Raw genomic sequence first — 20,434 nt, 5'->3', positions numbered from 1 at the left:
AGTTCCACAAGCCATATCAACGGCCATCTCTGCGGGATCAGCATTTCTACTGATTTCCAATGCATTCGTTCCTGTCAGTATGATCCAGAACGAACATCTTCCGGTTCTCAAGGTTGGCCGTAGCGCGCGGGACGCCCAATCCTCCCCAGCCCCCGCGCTACGGACCACTCCCACCGTGCTCTAGAAATCCGAGGTCCCTCAAACGCGAACCCTCTCCAGGATCATCAATAGCGCCGTAAGGCCAGCAAAGATGAGAACGATGGCCGCCCCCCAACCACGTCCCAGTCCTCCTCTTTTCTTGAGCGCGAGATTAAGAGCGACGACGAGCAGCATCGGCACAAGCAGAACAAAAAGGAGAACCATCCATAATTCAGTCTTTTCACCAGACATTGCGGCCCTCGATCGAGTTGAGCTAATACTTGGAAAGGTTAGCAGGTTCTAACAGTCGCGCGGGCATTCAGGCAGGCCTTGGCAATGAGGCCAATTGCGTTCTTATTTAGTAGACATAGCTCAGTCCCGTCCAATGACTGGAGATCACCGTGGAGCACATGTTCGTAGACGTCAGCGGCTGGATCGCCCTGTTTCTTGAAGGACTGTCTGTGTTGACCATTGCCATTGGATCGCTAGATGCTCTTTTAAAGATGTTGCCCGCAGTTCGGATTCGCCTAGGCAGCCAGGGTGCGCGAAGGGCCGCTTGGTTGAGCTTGGGACGCTGGCTGCTGCTTGGCTTGGAATTCATGCTCGCCGCGGACATCGTGCGCACCGCGATCTCACCCGATTGGAACGACATCGGCCAACTCGCAGCCATAGCGGTCATCCGAACCTTCCTAAACTATTTCCTCGAACGGGATCTGGAGAATGCCTCTCGTGAAGCCATTGAAGCTCACGGGAGCACACCAGCAGAGCTTCGCTGACTCCTATCTCTCGAACCAACCTTGGCCTCTCCCACCATGACGCAGACGCTTCAGTACACCATCGGCAGTTCGGGCGATGCTTATGGCTTGCCTTTGGCCGATGTTTTTGTTCTGTTCTTCATAATGATGGGACCCATCAAGTCCATCGCCTTTTACGCCGCCAAGGCGGGTCAGCTAGGAGGGGCCGAACGGAGAAAGTTGTCGCTCCGCGTGTTTCTCATATCCAGTGCGGCAGTCCTGGCCGCAGGCCTTGTGGGCGGAAACCTACTCAGAAACTGGCATATCGCCCCCGCTGTGCTCCAAGCGGCGGGCGGTCTTGTGTTTCTTCTCGTAGCACTGCGGATGCTGTTGTCTCAGTATGAGAGCGGGCCTGCTTCATCCAGCAACTTCGCGACAAAGATTTCAGCGACCGCTCTTTCGTTTCCTATCACGGTCCCAGCGTATGCCTTCGCAGCCGTCATCGTCTTGGTTGCTCTTAGTCATGGCGCGCCACGGACACTGCTGGTGCTATCACTTGCAGTTGTCGTGCTGGCCTTGGACGCGCTGTTTCTTGCGTTCATTCCGTGGATTGTGCGAACCGTCGGAACCACCACACTGGCCATTGTTGGCGCGATCTTGGGAGTAATGCAGGTAGCGCTGGCCCTTCAGTTCATCGTGGGCGCATCCGCTTCCCTCATGCGAATGTCTTGAGGGTGGTCACCGTGTCATGAAGCAGGATCAAATTTCGCCTTCAAGGAGCACCTATGCAAGTCACACCATTGTCAGAACCTTCGGTAGATCTTTCCTCTCACCGAACCGCCATGTCCTTCGAGCGCACGCGAATGAGCGCGGACCGCACCTTGATGTCGATAATGCGGACCTCCCTGTCCCTGATCGGCTTCGGATTCACGCTGTTCCAGTTCTTTCGCTATCTGGCAGACATTGGCAGCCCAAAGCTCTCTGAAGGCGGTCCCGCACGGTTCGGGATTGCCATGGTCAGTATCGGTGTTGTCTTGATGGCACTTGGGATCTGGAAGCATGTTCGATTCATGAGACGGCTGCGGCGTGATCGCGCTGCTATGCAAGAAGCAGGCCTGCTTCACCGAGACCAGCCAGACTTGGAATATTCGGTGACGCTGCTCATCGCAATCTGCTTGCTGCTGCTTGGCATCTCAGCGGTGTGCCACATGGCCTTCAACATTGGTCCATTGGATTGATACGTAGGACACAGCAAGATGCAGCGCTGCGGTGAAAAACTTGAAGAAGGCGGGGCGCGACGGCAACACCCAAGACCAGCTCCTCCAAGGATGTCCCACGGTTGATAGCTAATCCTAAATGGCACCCGCAACGCACGTCCTGTTCGGATTATTTCGGATACAGCAACGTAACGTTGAACCGCAACCCCCAGTCCGGACCGCCAGACGGCCCTTCCAGGTAAGACCTGAGTCCCCCTTGCAAGCTGACCTGCTGAGTCCCGATCTTGACTACCTTGGAGTACTGCAGGTTGATCGGAACCAGCCACCGGCGAGCCTTCCAGTCGTATGTCGACTCAAGGTTCACCGCCACGGTCCGGCCCCCTGATAGTCCCCGGGTGACGAAGGGCTGGAGCATGGTGGAGCTGATGTCTGCTCGACGAGTACCGTGTCCCGCGACATCTACCAAGTGATTTACCAAGGCCCCGTAAGTCCATCGACCTCGCTGAACCAGTGCGACGCCGGTCGGGCCGGCAGCCCAGGTATCAGCGCTTAGATCGTCAGTTCCTGTTGGTAGCATCACAACGGGTCCCACGCCCCACACCAGGCCCCCAGCGGTAGGCTCCTTTGGGGAAATGAAGATACTTTGAACAACGTCCCCCAAACCCGCCTGATCGCTCCCTGGAACGACGTCGTCCTGATAGGTCAGGGGGATGATTGTTCTGGAGATGATGTTCCAATTTTCGTTTAGCGAGAATGGAATGACCGGCTGGATATTCAGCAGATGACGATCTCCATCCTCCCCAAATGTGCGATCGTAGTTGTATTGGAATGGGACGCTGATGAGCGCCGCAACTGGATTGGCAAGAGCCTTTGCCAACGCATCGGCGTCCTCCGTTCCTTCTTGCGCGTGCGCATTCCAACTGCACATCAGGACGGCAGCCAGGCACAGAGCCTTATTCATGGTAGTTCCTTCGCGTTGATGAGTGGGATGTCACTGGGCATTCGTCTGCATGCTATCTAGCAGGGACTGCATCGCCACCTGCGGAACGTTGGTAATGCCAGTGGTCGGCCGATCCAAATCGACGACAAGCGCAGCCGCCAACGTGAAGAGCGCAAGAACAAGTGCCGACGTCCGTCTGTGGCGCGGCCGCTCGTAGCCGACCAGACCAGACGCCAGAACGGCGAAAAGCACCAGCATCCATAGGATCCGAGCGGGAACGTGTGCTTGGCGGCTTGCAAGCCGTTCTTCAGACAGGTCGATGGCCTGATTGGTGGTTGTAAGAAGCAGTGAAGCCCTGGCAGTGTCTTTGAAGTCCGAAGTTGCCCCGACCATTTCTTGCCAGACCACTGCCTGGAGCCGCTGGGAGCGAACGTGCAGAACCTGCTCTTCCTCGCTGGACTTGGCGTGGCCGAAATCCACGCGCGCTTGGGTGTAATCCCGTAGCAAGCCGCGCAACCTCGGTTGATCTTCAGCAGGCAGCAGCGCAAGCCTGAGCCAGGTCGTTCCGATTGCGTTGGCCTCCTCAACCACCAACGCTCTGCGGGCGTCGTAACGCTGTAGCGCAATGGAGAATGTGAATCCAATCAGCAGGGCAAGGAGGCCCAATACTGTCGTCATGGCGAACGCATCGTCGTCAGTCTCGCCAGTGGTTCTCAGCCTCATCCCCACAAATGCGCCGAGTTCCCGGGCAGCCAACAGGGCTAAGAATAGGAGAATCGTGAGCAACCACAGCGGCAAGAATGGGTAGTTGCTTGAGAGAAGATGCATGCCATCTGCTCAGAGGAGTGGTAGGCACATGCTCGCAGGGGTGTTCCCGCAATGAAATCCGTAGAAATGCTTAGCGATACTGGTCCGGCTTCACTATTTTGATTGGCCGTTTTATGTGTATTTACGCCGCAGCCCGACGCTGCCGCGGGATTGAAGTAGAGACAATCGACCGAGAGACTTGGATTTGTGCGACAGGAGTCACAAATGCCGCTGCTCGTTTCCCGAAGTCAATACTTGTTTATCGACGCGCTCTCGCGCGTGCTTTCCCAGTACTTTCCGACCACGGCTGTGGCGAAGTCGGAAGCCGAAGCATTGGATAAGATTCGAGACCATCCTGTCCGTTTGTTGGTGTATCACGTGGGCGAAAGGCGCGTTCCCTTGGCGCTGCTGGACGACGCCAAGTCTGCATCTCCTGGCATCCCAGTTCTCGTCCTAGGCCGAGCCAGCAACATTCGCGAGGATAGAGGTGGCTCTCGACAAAGGGGGGCGGTCCTTTATATGGAGGAGGAATGCTCCTGTCTCGAGCTGGTCAATGTGGTCGCTCGCCTTCTCGAATGCGCCCCGAACTCCCGCGCGAAGGGCCCTTGCTTGAAGGAATTCCGCCTTGGCTCAGGGCCACTGACCCCTGCCCAGAAGCGGGTGACCTTACTGGTGGCAGAAGGAAAGCGTTCGATCGACATAGCTAAACAGCTTGGCCTATCCAGGCGGACGGTGGAGTCGCACCGGTATGCAGCTATGCAGGCGTTGGGCGCTCATACATCCACGGCACTTGTTCGCCGCGCTCAAGAGCTTGGCCTTCTGGACGACACCTGTGACGTTGCCGAGCCTGGACAACAAGCGGAAGTCTGTTGCGGCCCGCGTGGATCTGTGAAGAACGGCGACCTAGGCGTTGTCGGTCGGACAGGTTGGCCAAAGTAGTCCCTCGATAAATTTTGATCAAAGGACCATTGGATGGATGACAACAATCTCTCTGTGGGTGAGACAGGCTCGGATCAACCGGGGATGGTTTGGATTCCAGGGGGCGAGTTCCGTATGGGATCGGATGAACATTACCCTGAAGAAAAGCCAAGCCACCGGGTTAGGGTTGATGGATTCTGGATGGATATTGGTCCTGTCACCAATCGTCAGTTTGATCGGTTTGTGGCCAGCACCGGCCACGTGACCTTTGCGGAGATAGCCCCTATGCTTCAAGACTACCCGGGCGCCTCCGAAGAAATGCTGCAGCCGGGGTCCATGGTCTTTACCCCGCCGCCGGGCCCGGTTCCACACGACGTACGTCATTGGTGGTCATTTGTATTCGGAGCCAACTGGCGGCAGCCTCTCGGGCCCGGTTCTGGCATCGAGGGCCTTGAAGACCATCCCGTTGTGCACGTCGGCATTGACGACGTTCGCGCTTACGCCGCGTGGAGCGGCAAGCAGGTGCCAACGGAAGCCGAGTGGGAGTTCGCGGCGTTGGGAGGGAGGGGCGGCACGGAGTTTGCGTGGGGGAATGAGCTGACCCCAGACGGTCAACACATGGCGAACACTTGGCAGGGGCTGTTTCCTTGGCAGAACCTGGAAGAGGATGGTTACGTGCGAACCTCTCCCGTGGGAGCCTATCCCGCAAATGGATATGGTCTGTTGGACATGATTGGAAACGTCTGGGAATGGACCGACGACTGGTTCACCAACCGCCATCCAGATGACGCCGCAAAGCCGTGCTGCGTGCCCAGGAATCCGCAAGGTGGTCGCCGTGAGACGAGCATTGATCCGGGGCAGCAAGATGTTGGACGGATGGTACTGAAGGGCGGCTCACACTTGTGTGCCCCTTCGTATTGCCGTCGATACCGTCCCGCAGCCCGTCACCCGCATCCTGTGGACACGACTACCAGCCACATTGGCTTTCGTTGCATTGTCCGGCCACGATCGAGTACGACCTAACTAAAAAGCGACTCACACGTCCTTGACTCGACTAAGACCGGGTTGAGCTGCTCCACGCAAGGCCCGCCGGCTCACTAAGAAAATCAGTCGGTCGATGGCCGTCGCTTTGAGGGCCTTTCCGTCGTCGCGCACCTTGAACCCACCCCAGGCGCTCATCGCGACTTCGGTCAGATCTTTGACTTCGACAGGAAGCCAGCGCATGAGCCAATAGGGCACCCGACGATCCGCGACCGTCCCCCGCTGCAACTCGATCACATGGTGGTGACTTGAAGCCCCTAGCACGCGGGACAGTGCGACATCGACGCCATCGGGCGGGCTCTCCAGATACTGTAGAAATCGGATGTCGTCGAACAACAGAAAGCCGCTGACGCCGACATCGCGATTGAAGCGCGTCGCGTCGTCAGCCAGTTCCTGGAACTTCCCGCTGCGGAGACCGAGCAGATCGCCCCTCAGCGTATCTGAGACCTCGCTGACATAGACCACAAGCCCGGATGGGCACTGGATGCTCCCCGTTGATCGCCTGATACCCCCCTCGGAGCAAATGTATCCTCCCGCAGTTCCTATCGGCAAGCCGATTCGCTCGCACAGTAATCATTCAACCGGTTTCTCCGGGGCAGTGGGAAGGGGAGTACTACTCTGCAGGGTTCCACTTCCAGGATTGCTCCGGGGTCAGGAAGCTCTAGGTAGATCGGCGCCTCTAGTCCACAAGGGTCATTTCCTGTGGTGTGGTGTCCATGTGCTCGAAGGAGCAATGGTGCCCTAGGGATGACTTCGCTGATATTCGGCGTTGGGAGTGGAATCGTCGCTGCAGGTTCTGTGGCACAGCACTTCAGCCAGGCCCGGAGATACAACACCATGCCGGTGCCTGACAGTTCATTCAGGGCGAAGGCGCTTTTCGATTTCGCTCGATTCCAGAGTTGATCGACCGCTTCTGGCCGCTCCTCGACCTTCGATGGGCGAGGAGCGCCCCTTATGGACTCACACATCAGTCTCCTCGGCAATCTCCAAGGCATCATCGACCTCGATGCCTAGGTAACGCACGGTGCTTTCGAGCTTCGTGTGCCCAAGCAATAGCTGGACAGCCCTGAGGTTTCGCGTCCTGCGGTAGATCAACTAAGCTTTTATCCTGCGCATCGTGTGCGTGCCATAGGAACCTGACTCGAGACCAGCTTCCTCCACCCAGCGGTGGACAATCCTGGCGTACTGCCTCGTCGAAAGGTGGGGCGAGTCCGACACGCGGCTCGCGAACAAGAAGTCAGAGGTCTTCAGGTCAGCATGAGTGATCCAAGCCTGTACAGCCTCGCGAGTCGATTGGGTGATTTCGAACTGGACAGGGCGACCGGTCTTCTGTTGCATCACCATAGCTCGCGAAGCCATCTGCCTGCCGTGAGATACATCGGACACCCGGAGTTTCACCAAGTCGCAGGCGCGGAGCTTGGAGTCGATTGCCAGATTGAATAGGGCTAGATCTCGAACCTAGTGGCCAAGCTGAAGTCTGATCCGGATGGCCCAGATATCTTTCAGCTTGAGCGGCGCCTTCTGGCCGATCAGCTTTCCCTTGTTCCAGGGCTCGTGGGGCTGGTGTGTATGAATAATTGCCATGAGTTACTCCTGTTGAAGGGGTTGGTCAGGCTTCGTCCGAGCCTAGAAGCAAGGCGTGATGCGACCGGAAGCGGGCACTCCATGCGCGCTCATCAGTTGATCGGGTTCCCCGGGACAGCATTCCCTCGAACTAGCTCACGGGATCGGAGGGCACGATCCCTGCCGCTTCGTTGATCTGCGCGCCAACCGTCCTTAGGCCATGTTGCAGAGCCGCATTGAAGTCAACGTGACCAGTCGAAGCATGACGATCCGAGATCTCAGGCAACATCTGCGCCCACAGAAGCGACATTGCTCCTGCGGCTGGGTGTGCGGCAATTGCCGTGTCATTCACACCAAATGGCGAGAAACCCCCTCGCAGAAAGCCCCGGTTAGAGCCCTTCACCAAAGCATATCTAGTCTAGGCTCAACATTAGAGGATGCGAACGAAAACACGAATTAACACGACCGGATTGCATAAAACATCTGATGAAGAGACTCGTTTCCAGCGCCCCCGTTCGAAAGTTGAAAAATAGTCGACGGGCCCTGACCGGGAAGGTCAATTTGGAAGCTGGCGGGGTAGCCGGCTTTGAGTCGTCGCTCGAGCGCGATCTACTGATTGTTCTGGACTCCAACCCTCAGGTCCTTCGGGTCCAGGAACAGCCCTTCACTCTGACCTACGTAGATGCCGGCCGGGTTCGGCGGTACACACCTGACGTGCTGGCGGAGTTCAATCGGGACGAGATCCCGACCGTTGTCTATGAGGTCAAACCTCTTGAGTCCCTGAAGGAGGACTGGCAAGAGCTGCGGCCTCGCTTCAAGGCCGCGGTCGCCTACTGTCGTAGGAGGGACTGGCAGTTCAAGATCGTGACTGAGCGTCATATCCGCACGCCCTACCTCCAAAACGCCAAGTTCCTTCGCCGGTATCGGGCGATGGACCCGCTGTATGTCAGGCAGGCCCAGCTGCGCTACACCGCAAGCGCGCTTGGTCCTACTACACCCGAAGCCTTGCTTGCCGCCGCCTACTGGCCGGAGGAGGAGCGGGCATTGGCCATCCCTGCGCTGTGGCAGATGGTCGCCCGGGGTGACTTCGACATTGATCTGAACAAGCCGCTCAGCATGCGCATGCCGATGCAGCTGAGGGGGTAACCCATGTCTGAATCCAACTTCATGAGCATCGCGCCCGGAGCTGAGGTGATGGTTGGCCAGCGCCGCTATCGCATCACCCGTTCGCTCGATCTCTATAGCGTCCTGGCCGAGGATGTTGAGACTCAGGTGCCCGCACGGCTGCGAATTGAGACCATGTCGCGTGTTATCGAGGCAGCGACGGCCGATGGCACCCCCAACTACTCTGTGCACCACTATTCAGACGAAGTTTGGGCGGTGGCGCAGCGCCGTTTCGAGGCTATCAAACCTCTAATCGAGATGCCATACCGCAGCAAGGATGATGTCAGCCGGGCCGCTTTGGCCGCGGGTGTTAACACCTCAACGCTCTATAAGTGGCTGTCGTTGTACTTGGATCACCAGCACGTCGCAGCGCTGGTGCCTCGGAAGCCTGGTCGCAACAAGGGCGACCGCTTTCTTCATGCCGACCAAGAGCTGGTCATCGCCTCTGTCATAGAGGACTTCTACCTGACCAAGCAGCGCCGTTCGCCCAAGGAGGTCGTTGCCGAGGTGCTCCAGCGTTGTCGCGTCGCGAGCATTGATGCGCCGCACGAAAACACCATTCGTAAGCGGTTGGCTGAGGTCAGACCTGCTACAGCGCTGCGCTCGCGTGGTCAGAAGGATCAGGCCCGCAACAAATATGAGCCGATTCAGGGCTCTTTCCCTGGCGCTGACTTCCCGATGGCGGTCGTCCAGATAGACCATACCCCGCTCGACGTGATCGTTGTTGATGAGGTGTACCGCAAGCCGCTTGGCCGACCCTTCCTCACTTTGGCCATCGACGTCTTCAGCAGGTCGGTTGTCGGGCTCTATGTGACCTTGGACGCACCCTCGGCTACCTCGGTGGCCATGTGCGTATCACATGCAATCAACACCAAGAGTGAGTACCTGCGGGAGCTTGGCGTTGAGGGAGACTGGCCGGTTTGGGGCCAGATTGGCACGCTACACGCGGACAATGCACGCGAGTTCAAGTGCAAAGCGGTTGACCGCGGTTGCCAAGCAAACAACATCGACATGCAGTGGCGGCCAGTGAAGAAGCCTAACTACGGTGGGCACATCGAGCGCTACATGGGAACGGTGGCCACGGAGATGAAGAAGGTGCCGGGCACTACGTTCTCCAATACTCAGGAGAAGGATAGCTACGATTCTGAGAAAGAAGCAGCCCTGACATTGAAGGACGTGGAGCGCTATCTGGTTGAATTCATAGTCAACAACTATCACCAGCGTAGCCACAGTCAGCTCCAGGACTCCTCCCCCATGCGAATCTGGCAGCAAGGCATTCTCGGTGGTGACAAGCCTGGTATTGGCCGGATGCTGCCCGCCAACCCCGATCGCATTCGCTTGGACTTCCTGCCTTACTTCAGCAGCACCGTCCAGCGCTACGGCGTTCGCATCGACTACGTCTACTACTACGACCCTGTCCTGGACCCGTACATCGGCGCCACGGATCCGGAATTTCCCAAGCGCCACCAGAAGTTCACCTTCGCAAGGGACCCTCGCAACGTCAGCGTCATCTACTTCCTAGACCCGGCCGTGGGCGACTACATCGCTATCCCTTACCGCAACCTCGGCCATCCGGCGGTTTCTGTTGGCGAACTGCGTGAAGCACAGCGTGCCATTCGCGCCGAGGGCAAAGCAGCGGTGGACGAAGATCGCATCTTCGACAGTATCCGCAGGAATCGGCAGCTGGTGGACGAGTCGGTGTCTAAGACGAAGGCGGCCCGCCGGCAGCACGCCAAGCGTCCCAAGCAAGGCGATGCTGCGCCTGTGCCCGGCACAACGCCTACGGTACCCGCGGTACCGAAATTCCCTGTGGCAGCGGTGAAAGATCGCGGCATCTTCTCCCAGGTTCTTGAAGTACTCGAGGTAGGAGAGATCAACTGATGAACGCATTCCCGCATCTGATGGATAGCATCGCTGTCCACATGGACAGCAACGTCGAGAAGCGTATTGAGATCTGCAGAGCAGATCGCTGGATCGGCTATGAAAAGGCCAAGTCTATCCTGGATTCCTTGGATCAGTTGGTCATGTACCCCACCACCCAGCGCCCACCTTGTCGTGTGATCGTGGCACGAGCGGACAATGGCAAGACTGCGTTGCTCCGACAGTTCCAGCTCAGGCACAAGTCAGTGGAGAAAGAGAACGGAACGCTCTGCTCGCCCGTTGTTCGCATGGCTATGCCTGTGCCGGCCGATCTGTCGCAGGTCTGGTCTGAGATCCTGACGCGCTGCGCCGTGACCCATCGCCGGTCTGATCCGGCCCACACCAAATATCAGATGGTGCTGGCAGTGATGCGCTTGCGCATGGTACGGGTTCTGGCCATCGATGAGTTCAATGATGTGACCCTCGCACGGAAGGGGGCGGCCGATATCCTCGCCGGCCTGCGCAAGCTCAGCAATGACTTGAACATCAGCATTGTGGCGGCGGGTACCACCGCTGCTGTGAATGCGCTCTCCTTTGACGCGCAGATGAAGTCGCGCTTTCAAACTGTGGCCATGCCGAGGTGGGAGCTGGACATTCCCTACCTCAACTTCCTCAACACCTACGAGCGTCTCTTGCCGCTGGGCAAGCCTTCGGGCCTGGCGACCGAGGAGCTGTCCACTGCCCTGTTTGCTCTGGGAGAGGAGACCATTGGCGGGACCGTACGTCTTCTGAAGGACGCGGCAATCTTGGCTATCACCGACGGTAGCGAGAAGATCACCGTCAACCTGATTCAGGCGGTGAAGGAAGCGCGGCCAAAGGAAGATGCACTGGCAGATGTCTAGTGCATACCAACTGGCCACCTCCGATTCCCGGTGAGTTGCTTACCAGCTACTTAGCGCGTCAGGCCATCTTGTGGGGGGTCTCGCCCCATACGCTAATCCAACTTGCATCTCCAGGGACGGCCGTATGGAACCGCGATGTCGACGTCAGCGCCTCATCCCGCCTGATTGATGATCTGGCTGTCGCATCCGGGCAACCCAGAGAGGTACTGGAAGAATTGACCTTGGGCCGGTGGGAAGAGGTAACCCGGCGACAGCCTGAACCGTTACAGGGGGCCTACCACTGGATAGGGAGCATTGGCGTGTACCACCGCAGGCGTTTGCGGCCTGGTTTGGCATTCTGCCCGGCCTGCTTGGCTGAGGGCGGGGGCTTCCTGAGGCAATGGCGGCTTTCCTTTTGGACGGTATGCCCCATCCACCAAACGCTGATGCTGGACCGGTGCCCCCGTTGTGGTGTTCCGGCCCAGCCGCAACGCCAGGGCTTTGACATAACGGTCTGCTGGAACTGCTTTGCGAACTTGGACGCTGCAAAAGCACTGCCTGCAGAAGTGACCGCGGCCCAGTCTCTTCTCTTCAATGCCCTGGTGGGACCGTGCGATTGGTTCTTGCCGTGCGACTCTCGCTGCAGTGGCAAAGACCTACTCTGGGGCGTCGATGCCTTGCTATCCGGATTTGGGGCCGCGGGGCGCCCTGCTTATTCACCCACGGTACGTATGGAGTTCAGGTCAGTGGAAGCCCGGCATGCGTACATGCAACTGACAGAATCGCTGATCGGAGACGCGGTGGCGCTGGAAGCCAGCGCAGATCGTTGCCACCTTACGCAGCGCAGCTTCCGTCAGAGCATGCCACCTTGGCTAGCCGCCTTTGTGGGGCGATTGCCCCCAGGCCGCCGAAACAGGGGATGTAGCTTCAACAGGCAAGAGATACGAACGGTGGGAGAAGCGGAGCGAAAAAGACAGGTTGGGTGGCGCGAGAAAAGGGCAGCTTTGTTATTCAAGATGGTTGGAAAAGCACGATGAGTACCGATAAGTTAGGGCGCCGTAGCTGCGATGGTTGCAGCCGGCACATCACCAAAGCCCAGCGAATTCACGAAGGGAAGGAGTACTGCGCAACGTGCTACAAGCGTGAGTTCAAGCGGGCGCAATGTCCTTCTTGTGAGGGTACCGTGGTGCATCATCGGTCAGAATCGAAGGCGCCTCAGTGCCCACGATGCGATCGTTCTGAGCGGCGCTGTAATCGATGCAACCGCCTGGCTCCTGAAGCAAGACACGTGACGCTGGTAGTCCCGGCTCCGGACGGGGGTAGCATCACTGAGTGCGTTGTTGCCTGTCTGTCTTGCTATCCGTACTTCACCGAAGCCGTTCCTTGTGACATTTGCAAGGAACCGAGCCAACGCCTGAGCGGTGCCAGCCATCTTCAGCCGGGACAGAAGGCCTGTCCGCGGTGCATCAATAAGGCAACACACATCACGTGTTCAAGGTGCCGACGCTACCGAAAGCTGGTGCAGACCACAGATGATGGCCGCAAGCTCTGCGGCCACTGCAGCACTGATCAGCCGGCCACTCATGACTGTCCGGAGTGTGGGACTACGGTCAATGGGACCGGTCGTGCGCGCTGCGATGGATGCAGCATCAAGTCCAGGGTGCGCCGAGAAGTTGAGCAGCAGCTGCCGATCTTCCAGCGATCATGGGTCGCCGATCTGTACCGGCAGTATGGTGAGTGGCTGTTGGTCAAGAACGTGCCTACGGGCGCGTTGCCGAAGAAAGCTGGAAAGGCTGCGGGATTTTTCTTGGCAATCGACAGTGATGCCCAGGCTCGCCAGCCACTCATTGCTGCCGATCTTCTCCGCATCTACGATACCAAGACGCTCCGGGCAAACCTCAATGCCACACAGTACGTTTGCGAACACTACGGCCTGTCCATCGACAAGGACGCACGCAATGAAGCTCGTGACCTCGCTCTCATCGAGGATCGCTTGTCCGCTGCCGACAGCAAACCGTGGGGGCCTTTCCTGCGCGAGTACCGGGTGTGGCTCACTGGGAAGCAGACCCGTACGGTTTCCCAGTACCTAGGAGTTGCCGATGCATTCTGTGAAAGTGCGCAACTGGAGGGGCCATTCGGCCAAGAGCAACTGCTCGCCTATCTGGCGAAGGTTCCGGGTGCTCGGGCAACCATCAGTGTCTGGGTCACCTTCGTGCAAAGGTGCTACGACTGGCAGGTGACTATGCCGCCTCGAGCGCCCAAGGCGCCGAGCCTCAAGCGGGGAGCGGTGAAACTGGTGGATCTGTTGGCGCGGGTCAAGGATCTGCCAAAAGCGGACTACGGGGACCTGGCCGCCATCCTCTGTCTGGTCTACCAACTTGAACCCGCAGAGCTGCGCCGGGCTATGACCGGGGTCACCCCGGAGGGGGATATTGTTACCAGGGATGGGCTTGTGCGGGTCCAGGCTGAGATGAAGGGCATCGTGCTGGAATGGTCAAAGAGGCAAGGTCGGTAAAGCCTGTTGGATCTTGCGCATCTAACGCCGGATCCAGCTCTCCAGCTGGTCCGGCCGTTGCCATAAATGGCATGTCGTGTGAAGCATTCAGGACCGCGGACTGCTCGTGGCCCGTGAGAAGTGGTACGGTGAGACAGCTGAACTGGGGGACTGGCGCTTAGGAGAAGCATTACATGCCCATCAAGGCCGTGGTCTACGTAAGCGAGGCAGGCCCAGCTTTAGCGGGTGACGTTCGGGAGGCAGTCGAGGAGCGGCTGCAATGGCTGATCGGCGATGCGTCGCGGTTCAACTGCAATGCCGGCGTAACCGGCGTGCTGTTGTTCGATGGGGGCAGGTTCCTCCAATATCTGGAGGGCCCGGACGATGGGGTCGACATCGCCTATTCCCGAGTGGTGGGCGCAACGAGCCATTCGGGCTTGGTCGAGCTCCAGCGGGGTCGGGTTGGTCAGCGCCGACTCCCTTTCTGGTCCATGCGTCGGCTATCGGTCAGTCCAAACGAACTGAGCATCGTTGCCCATAGTGACTGGACAGGCTTCCGCCGACAGGGTGATGCCGAGGCGGCGAATGCTACCGCGATGGATAGGCTGATTGCTCTGGTGATGCCTCACGTCACGGTGGCTTAGCACCGAGTCTTAACGATTAACTGAAGTGGCGTCGGCGTTCGCGAATGGCACGCGACGCGCGCCGTACCGGTGGGCTCACACCCCGTCCGTACCAGTAGGCTCACGCGATAGACAGCATTGCACCAAGAGAGCAAGGTAGTCGCACGCATCGACGGCGGAGGCAGTGATGAAGCCGACCATATTGGCGCTGGACCTTGAGGGTACCCTCATCTCCAATGCGATCAGCCAGATTCCCAGGCCTGGGCTCTACAGGTTCCTGGAGGACGTATTCGGGCATTTTGATCAGTTGGTAATGTTCACGACTGTTCCGGAAAAGCGTTTTCGTAGCATCGCATCGCTACTGGTTCGCGAAGGCAGCGCGCCTGCCTGGTTCGCCGAACTGCGCTACATCTGCTGGTCAGGCAAGACGAAAGACTTGCTTCTAGCGTCACCGCGGCTAGGTGATGCTCTACTGCTTGATGATCACGCGCCCTACGTACATTCCGGGCAAGAGCACCTTTGGATACCGATTCCGCTCTTTGGGTCTCCCTATCCGTCCAGCGACGATGGCCTCAATGTCGCTCTCCGACGTCTCCTTGATCGCCTCGGTGATGCTGAATGTTTCCCAAGGACGGCAGCTCGGTTCGAAGAGCTGTAGCCAGGCGCATACTGATCCTTTCTGAACTTCATCCTAGGCCGAGGCCTGACGCGCCGAAGAAGACGAATGGGCTCGTAGATGCAGTGCAGCTTGATATTGATGTTGGTCAACAAGAGGTAGTTGCCGGCGACATTGACGTGGGTGACCGCGCCGTGTTCTGGGCCGAACGAACGTTCCCCCAATCTTCCTTTGATCTACGCGCATGGAACTGAAGAGGCCAAGTGAAAAGCTGAACAGGGGGCGGCTTGCAGAGGCGTGCCTCGGCACTGTTCACATCCACTTCCTAGATCAGGGGCGCTAGTGAGCGGCAATATCCGCCTCCTTGGCGCGACGCTGTGAACCGACTTCCAGACCGAGGTCCGACGGCAGTCGAATCAGCACATTCCGCACGGAGTTGATTCGGGATGAAGCAAAGGCACCTCCAGGCTGTTGCGCAGGGTAAGCACGCCAAGCTGCCACATAGTGCTTTCGCGATCAGGCAGCGCGTGAGTCACATGAGTTGGAATCTGCCAAAACGTACGGTGTCCACGCCATTGCTGCTGGAGGGTCTAGAGTTTGACCGCATATCGACCTCTACCCTTTGACATGAGCGCCCCTTGCGGCCGGGGTCGAACATCTTCTGAGCGTCCGTGAGAACGGGGGCGGCCCCAGGCGATGGTGACGTCTCGCGAATTTGATCGCAAGGAGCGGAGTTCGTATTGGGCGCAAAGCGTCCAGACTGTGATGGTCAACCAATCGCTTCGAGAACAGGAAAATGAACATTGATCAGTCTTTCTTCAAATACAACTTTCGCGCGCCTGGCTCCGAGCAGACCGGTACCATTCGCTACGCCGTAGGCGAGACGACGCGCGGGAAAGCCCTTATCGGCCGGAGTGAACGTGGCATTTGCGCAATTTTCCTTGGGAGTAATGACGGTGACCTCGTAGCGCAGCTGAAAGAGGCATTTCCACATCTTCCCTTGGTAAAAGCCCAGTCGGAACTCTACCGAGAGCTTGGGCAAGTTATTGCATTCATTGACAAAGACAGCGCCGACGGCATTGTAGATCTTGACGTGGGTGGCAGCGCGTTCCAGCAGAAGGTTTGGCAGACTTTGTGCGGCATTCCCATGGGCGAGACAAGAAGCTATAGCGATGTTGCTGAGCATCTGGGCGTGCCAGAAGCTGTGAGGGCCGTTGCCAGTGCCTGCGCCGCCAATGTTCTTGCGTTAGCCATCCCCTGCCACCGTGTGGTGCGTAAGGATGGAGCGCTCGCCGGCTACCGTTGGGGCATCGAACGGAAGCGAAATCTCCTCGCCGACGAGGCAGCGTCGTGAACGCAATCAACCTTGAACCAAGCTCTATTCTGAACGGAGTAGATTGGGGGCGCGTGGCCGATGAGCTGAGGGAGCGCGGAAATTCTTGCCTGCCTCGGCTCTTGAGTCCGGAGCAGTGCCAGGCGATTGCCGGCAGTTACAACAATGATTTGCTCTACCGAACCCGAATTGTCATGGCAAAGCATGGATTTGGAAAGGGTGAATACAAGTATTTTGCCTATCCGCTTCCAACGGCGATTGAAGACCTTCGGCATGCCCTCTATTCCAAGCTCGTCCCGATTGCGAATCAATGGGTCGAGCAGCTGAAAATGGGTACACGCTACCCAGATGATCTGGGGTCGTTCCTCGCGCGTTGCCATGACGTTGGCCAGCTCAGGCCTACGCCCTTGTTGCTTGAGTACAGTTCAGGCGATTACAACTGCCTCCATCAGGATCTCTATGGCGAGCACGTATTCCCCCTGCAAGTAGCCATTTTGCTGTCAGCGCCGGAACAGGACTTTCACGGTGGGCAGTTTGTCATGGCCATGAAGAGCGGCTCTAGTAGCTTCGCCGACGTGGTCGATCTACAGCAGGGGGACGCGGTCGTTTTTGCTGTCAATTATCGGCCCGTTGTGGGCAAGCGCGGCACCTCAATTAAAGGGCAAGCGCGACATGGAGTCAGTAGGATTCGAGCTGGAAAGCGCCACACCTTGGGTTTGATTTTTCACGATTCGAAGTAGGCATTGAAAAAATGAGTAACCTAGATCTGTTTCCAATGTGCCCGGTCGTGCAACTTGGTCCCAGTGCTGTTGTGCTGAGGGGTTTCGCGCTCCCTCATATAGGGACTCTCTTGCCGGCTATTCACTCATTGGTTGAGCGGTCACCGTTCCGGAACATGGTGACGCCCGGCGGATTCACCATGTCAGTAGCGCTCACCAATTGCGGTGATCTTGGATGGTCCACGGACCGTCGTGGCTATCGCTACACAGCGCTCGATCCAGACAGCGGCAAGCCTTGGCCGCCTATGCCGAGCTCCTTCAGAGCGCTGGCTGTCGCGGCCGCTTGCCAGGCCGGATTCGAGAGCTTCGAACCGGACGCATGCCTGATCAATCGCTATTTACCTGGGTCCCGCTTGTCCCTACATCAAGACAAGAATGAGCGCGACTTCAACTCGCCGATCGTCTCAGTTTCATTGGGCATGTCGGCCACTTTTCTCTTCGGCGGGTTGGACAGAACAGATCGGTGCCTTAAGGTCGAACTCCATCATGGCGACGTGGTGGTTTGGGGAGGTGAAGACAGGATGCGGTATCACGGCGTGATGCCGCTGAAGGGCACAGCCCACCCTCTGCTTGGTGAGCAGCGCATCAATTTTACTTTCCGTAGGGCTGGCTAAGTCTCTGTCAATACCAACGAAGGGCTCAAGCTGCTTGAGTGAAAGGGAGTCAATAGCGCTCTGCGAATTGATGTTGGACCGATCTCTGACAGCGCACGCAACCTCCATTTCTACTGTTTGACAGCCGACACTTGCAGCGCGTGAATTCCAACATCACGATTGCCCGTTGGCATTCAAAGGTCCAAAGCCAAGCAAATGCAACTGAAAGCTGGATCCCGAAGATGCTGGCGGCAAAGAAATGGACCACTGAGGCCGGATCAGTCGCCACACCGCTGTTGCTTATCGCGTCGAAAAGAAGACGTTTCAGTCCATGGGTAGACAAAAATGTGCGCCCGGTCACGGCAGCGACCTACATTGAGGTATCGTGCGATGAGTCGACGCTGGCGCAAGACGCCCAAAGGCCGACTATTCGTGCAAAATTGGGAACGCCAGTCGCTCAAGTGTTCGATCGCAACGCCTGGAGTGCTCGGCGCAAGGGGACGCGGCGTTAGGGGCGAGCGGCGCATAGGATTACATAAAGGATTGTGTGAGGTCTCACTAACCAGTATCGGAGGTCGCCATCAGCCGACGCCGATTGTGCAGAAGATCCAAAAAAGACTACTAGGAGAAGCGCGCAAAGGAGAAAGCGATCGATGTGGTAGGCGAGAAGAATAAGATATGAGAATGATCAGCTTGGCCTTGGTAGAAGACGATGCGCAGATGCGGGACAAAATACTCGTCCCAGGGCTGCGAGACTATGGGTTCGACGTCCGAAGCGCAGGAACTGCCGCAGATTTCTTCCGTTTGATAAAGGTGCGTGACACCGATTTGGTGCTGGTCGATCTGAGCTTGCCTGATCTGGACGGGCTGGAACTTCTATCCAGACTCCGCCAGCGGCAGGAAGACGTGGGAATTGTCGTTCTCACTGCGAGGAGGGGACGGCAGGATCACCTAGCTGCACTATTGAAAGGAGCCGATTTGTACTTCAAGAAGCCGGCTGACATCGAACTGGTTGCGCTGTCAATGCGGCAGCTAGCAAAGAGGCTGGACACTAAGAGGCTTGCTGATCAAGAGGGTCAGTCTGAGAGTCCAGAAAAGCAGAATAGGCAGCTCGCTACTTGGAAGTTACAGGACGATGGCTGGGTCCTTTGGATGGAAGATTCGGGATCAGTGGCACTGAATGTTTCGGAGCGGCTTCTCATGCGCGCACTTGTTGCCGCGCGAGGTAAGAGCATCACGAGAGGCGCGTTGGCGGCGCTGCTGAGCGAGGATGTTGCGGCGTGCGATGTAACCCGGCTGGATATGGTGATTCATCGATTGCGCAAGAAGCTTGCTACGCTCAATGCCTCAGGTGAGACACTGCAAATCGTCGCTCGCCGAGGAATTGGATACTCCCTGGAGGCTAGTTCAAATTTGCTGCCGATAGCCGAACGGTGACAGTCGTGCCCGTCCCTGGCGATGAGGCCAGTTCTACCTGGCCACCAGCGTGCTCGACCAATTCCTTGACGATAGCTAAGCCAAGACCAACGCCTTCAGAAGATGACCTCGCACTAAACAGTGGCTCAAAGGCTCTACGAAGTGTGGAGGCATCCATTCCGCTACCGGTGTCCCGGATGGTGATGGTCGCGACACACTCCTCAGATGACGCACTAATGCTGAACGTTCCGCCCTCGCTTATCGCTTGGCCTGCATTGGTGCTTAGATTCATGATCACGTGTTGGAAATGTGCGGGATCGATTGCCAGTTCCAAGTCGTCAGGCACGTCGATGTCGAGCGACGCGCGACGGGGCAGCAGTTTTCGTATCAGCGGTGCTAGGTGTTCAAGCGTCTCGCTCAGAGGGGTCACCATGATCTCGGATTTCTCTCGCTTCGCGAAATCAAGAATCCTGTCGATGACGTCGAACCCCATTTCGCAAGACTTGCTAATCTCCTCCATTGCGCAAATGAGGGCATCCACGCCTCCGTCCGCAAGCCGCTCAGCGTCCGCGGCAAACGCCGAAATGACGCTGAGATTGTTAGCTACATCATGGATTACGCCCACGGCCAGCTGAGAGGCGGTGTCAAATTTCTGCATGCGCGTCAGGGCTGCTTCGGCCGACTCGCGAGCCGACATCACGCGACCTAGCTCTGTGAGGGCATCCTCAAGCTCCTTTGCCTTGATTCGAGCGGTGTTATACGAGCTCCGCAGGGCATTGGTGGTGTGGTCGACCAACAAGCCAATCAACGCATAGGTGATGCAAAGCTGGGCGAGGTACACCGCCATGATTGACAGTGGTTGTCCCCTAAGTGTGGCCAGCCAGGCCACCTCCAGGAAAACGAGGCTCAAAAGACCGTAGCAAGTCCACAGCATTCGGCGTCCGAAGAGAAGGCCGGCTAGAAGAACTACAAACAAGGGGAGAGGATCCCGCGTGAGATTTCCGGGCTCAACACTCCAGTAGCCAACAGCAAGACTTGCGATAATTCCAAAGAGAAAAACTTTGGCGCCAATGCCAAATCTTTCTGCACGTGTGTATGCCAAGGCCCAGATGGATGCGCCGGATACAATGAAATCACTAAAGATATCCGCTAGCTCGACGCTGTCGATTCTGCCGGGATCAGCCAAGCTGACCCACAAAGAGATTGCCTTGTTCGCAACGGGGAGGACGGCGAAGAGTACATACAAGACTTGCATGAACGGGGAATTCCGCGATTCCACCATGTCTTGGAACTGCGGAACCAGAAGCCAACGACGAA

The 20,434-nt window shown here is 57.6% G+C and carries 20 protein-coding genes and 1 pseudogene; 15 read left to right on the top strand and 6 right to left on the bottom strand.

Annotated elements, in window-relative coordinates; genetic code table 11:
• Window positions 1–198 precede the first annotated feature (198 nt).
• Window positions 199–390: a hypothetical protein gene (locus tag QMZ26_RS02050; protein ID WP_283220398.1), complete on the bottom strand. Its 192-nt coding sequence runs from the start codon at window positions 388–390 to the stop codon at window positions 199–201.
• Window positions 391–548: 158 nt separating this feature from the next.
• On the opposite strand from QMZ26_RS02050, the gene QMZ26_RS02045 reads away from it, so the two are divergent.
• The 3 genes from QMZ26_RS02045 to QMZ26_RS02035 all read left to right on the top strand — a co-directional run bounded on the left by QMZ26_RS02045 (window position 549) and on the right by QMZ26_RS02035 (window position 2,110).
• A complete protein-coding gene (locus QMZ26_RS02045) occupies window positions 549–914 on the top strand; it encodes a DUF1622 domain-containing protein (protein WP_283220485.1) in 366 nt (121 codons plus the stop codon).
• A gap of 21 nt (window positions 915–935) precedes the next feature.
• Window positions 936–1,604, top strand: coding sequence for a MarC family protein (locus QMZ26_RS02040; RefSeq protein WP_283220397.1), 669 nt, complete (start codon window positions 936–938; stop codon window positions 1,602–1,604).
• A 110-nt stretch (window positions 1,605–1,714) separates the two neighbouring features.
• On the top strand, window positions 1,715–2,110 hold the full coding sequence (locus tag QMZ26_RS02035; RefSeq protein WP_283220396.1) for a DUF202 domain-containing protein: 396 nt from the start codon (window positions 1,715–1,717) through the stop codon (window positions 2,108–2,110).
• Window positions 2,111–2,258: 148 nt separating this feature from the next.
• Here the strand turns inward: QMZ26_RS02035 and QMZ26_RS02030 are convergent, their stop codons facing one another.
• Window positions 2,259–3,050, bottom strand: coding sequence for a transporter (locus QMZ26_RS02030; RefSeq protein WP_283220395.1), 792 nt, complete (start codon window positions 3,048–3,050; stop codon window positions 2,259–2,261).
• A gap of 30 nt (window positions 3,051–3,080) precedes the next feature.
• Window positions 3,081–3,857, bottom strand: a complete 777-nt coding sequence (locus tag QMZ26_RS02025) for a hypothetical protein (RefSeq protein WP_283220394.1) — start codon at window positions 3,855–3,857, stop codon at window positions 3,081–3,083.
• Window positions 3,858–4,808: 951 nt separating this feature from the next.
• On the opposite strand from QMZ26_RS02025, the gene QMZ26_RS02020 reads away from it, so the two are divergent.
• Window positions 4,809–5,777: a formylglycine-generating enzyme family protein gene (locus tag QMZ26_RS02020; protein ID WP_283220393.1), complete on the top strand. Its 969-nt coding sequence runs from the start codon at window positions 4,809–4,811 to the stop codon at window positions 5,775–5,777.
• A 12-nt stretch (window positions 5,778–5,789) separates the two neighbouring features.
• Here QMZ26_RS02020 and QMZ26_RS02015 read toward each other — a convergent pair whose 3' ends face one another.
• Together QMZ26_RS02015 and QMZ26_RS21275 are read right to left on the bottom strand one after the other, a co-directional pair.
• Entirely contained in the window at window positions 5,790–6,260 is a 471-nt protein-coding gene (locus QMZ26_RS02015) for a BLUF domain-containing protein (protein WP_283220392.1), read from the bottom strand.
• A 495-nt stretch (window positions 6,261–6,755) separates the two neighbouring features.
• Window positions 6,756–7,379: pseudogene (locus QMZ26_RS21275) on the bottom strand (tyrosine-type recombinase/integrase).
• Between the two features lie 465 nt (window positions 7,380–7,844).
• Here QMZ26_RS21275 and QMZ26_RS02000 point away from each other — a divergent pair.
• The 11 genes from QMZ26_RS02000 to QMZ26_RS01950 all read left to right on the top strand — a co-directional run bounded on the left by QMZ26_RS02000 (window position 7,845) and on the right by QMZ26_RS01950 (window position 19,138).
• A complete protein-coding gene (locus tag QMZ26_RS02000; protein ID WP_283220390.1) occupies window positions 7,845–8,504 on the top strand; it encodes a TnsA endonuclease N-terminal domain-containing protein in 660 nt (219 codons plus the stop codon).
• A 3-nt stretch (window positions 8,505–8,507) separates the two neighbouring features.
• Window positions 8,508–10,403 carry a Mu transposase C-terminal domain-containing protein gene (locus QMZ26_RS01995; RefSeq protein ID WP_283220389.1) on the top strand — a complete coding sequence of 632 codons (1,896 nt, stop codon included), beginning with the start codon at window positions 8,508–8,510 and terminating at the stop codon, window positions 10,401–10,403.
• Window positions 10,403–11,284 (top strand): TniB family NTP-binding protein, encoded by an 882-nt coding sequence (locus tag QMZ26_RS01990; RefSeq protein ID WP_283219354.1) that lies wholly within the window; start codon window positions 10,403–10,405, stop codon window positions 11,282–11,284. Before QMZ26_RS01995 ends, QMZ26_RS01990 begins: the two co-directional genes overlap by 1 nt.
• A gap of 1,639 nt (window positions 11,285–12,923) precedes the next feature.
• The gene (locus tag QMZ26_RS01985) at window positions 12,924–13,778 is read left to right on the top strand and encodes a hypothetical protein (RefSeq protein WP_283220388.1); all 855 of its coding nucleotides are present in this window, start codon (window positions 12,924–12,926) and stop codon (window positions 13,776–13,778) included.
• 173 nt (window positions 13,779–13,951) lie between these two features.
• The gene (locus tag QMZ26_RS01980) at window positions 13,952–14,401 is read left to right on the top strand and encodes a BLUF domain-containing protein (RefSeq protein ID WP_283219352.1); all 450 of its coding nucleotides are present in this window, start codon (window positions 13,952–13,954) and stop codon (window positions 14,399–14,401) included.
• 166 nt (window positions 14,402–14,567) lie between these two features.
• Window positions 14,568–15,038 (top strand): NIF family HAD-type phosphatase, encoded by a 471-nt coding sequence (locus QMZ26_RS01975; protein WP_283220387.1) that lies wholly within the window; start codon window positions 14,568–14,570, stop codon window positions 15,036–15,038.
• Between the two features lie 754 nt (window positions 15,039–15,792).
• On the top strand, window positions 15,793–16,350 hold the full coding sequence (locus QMZ26_RS01970; protein WP_283219350.1) for a methylated-DNA--[protein]-cysteine S-methyltransferase: 558 nt from the start codon (window positions 15,793–15,795) through the stop codon (window positions 16,348–16,350).
• Complete coding sequence (locus QMZ26_RS01965; protein WP_283220386.1) at window positions 16,347–17,069, top strand: 2OG-Fe(II) oxygenase; 723 nt, start codon at window positions 16,347–16,349, stop codon at window positions 17,067–17,069. Before QMZ26_RS01970 ends, QMZ26_RS01965 begins: the two co-directional genes overlap by 4 nt.
• Before the next feature lie 11 nt (window positions 17,070–17,080).
• The gene (alkB, locus tag QMZ26_RS01960; protein ID WP_345782650.1) at window positions 17,081–17,722 is read left to right on the top strand and encodes a DNA oxidative demethylase AlkB; all 642 of its coding nucleotides are present in this window, start codon (window positions 17,081–17,083) and stop codon (window positions 17,720–17,722) included.
• A gap of 140 nt (window positions 17,723–17,862) precedes the next feature.
• Window positions 17,863–18,213 (top strand): hypothetical protein, encoded by a 351-nt coding sequence (locus QMZ26_RS01955; RefSeq protein WP_283219348.1) that lies wholly within the window; start codon window positions 17,863–17,865, stop codon window positions 18,211–18,213.
• Window positions 18,214–18,385: 172 nt separating this feature from the next.
• The gene (locus QMZ26_RS01950; protein WP_283219347.1) at window positions 18,386–19,138 is read left to right on the top strand and encodes a response regulator transcription factor; all 753 of its coding nucleotides are present in this window, start codon (window positions 18,386–18,388) and stop codon (window positions 19,136–19,138) included.
• On the opposite strand, the gene QMZ26_RS01945 is transcribed toward QMZ26_RS01950, so the two are convergent.
• The gene (locus tag QMZ26_RS01945) at window positions 19,104–20,372 is read right to left on the bottom strand and encodes a HAMP domain-containing sensor histidine kinase (protein WP_283220385.1); all 1,269 of its coding nucleotides are present in this window, start codon (window positions 20,370–20,372) and stop codon (window positions 19,104–19,106) included. The two genes, QMZ26_RS01950 and QMZ26_RS01945, sit on opposite strands and share 35 nt — an antisense overlap.
• Window positions 20,373–20,434 lie beyond the last annotated feature (62 nt).

It is taken from the genome of Stenotrophomonas sp. PFBMAA-4, assembly GCF_030053215.1.
Classification (GTDB): domain Bacteria; phylum Pseudomonadota; class Gammaproteobacteria; order Xanthomonadales; family Xanthomonadaceae; genus Stenotrophomonas.
This window is presented reverse-complemented; position numbering and strand designations above follow the sequence as displayed.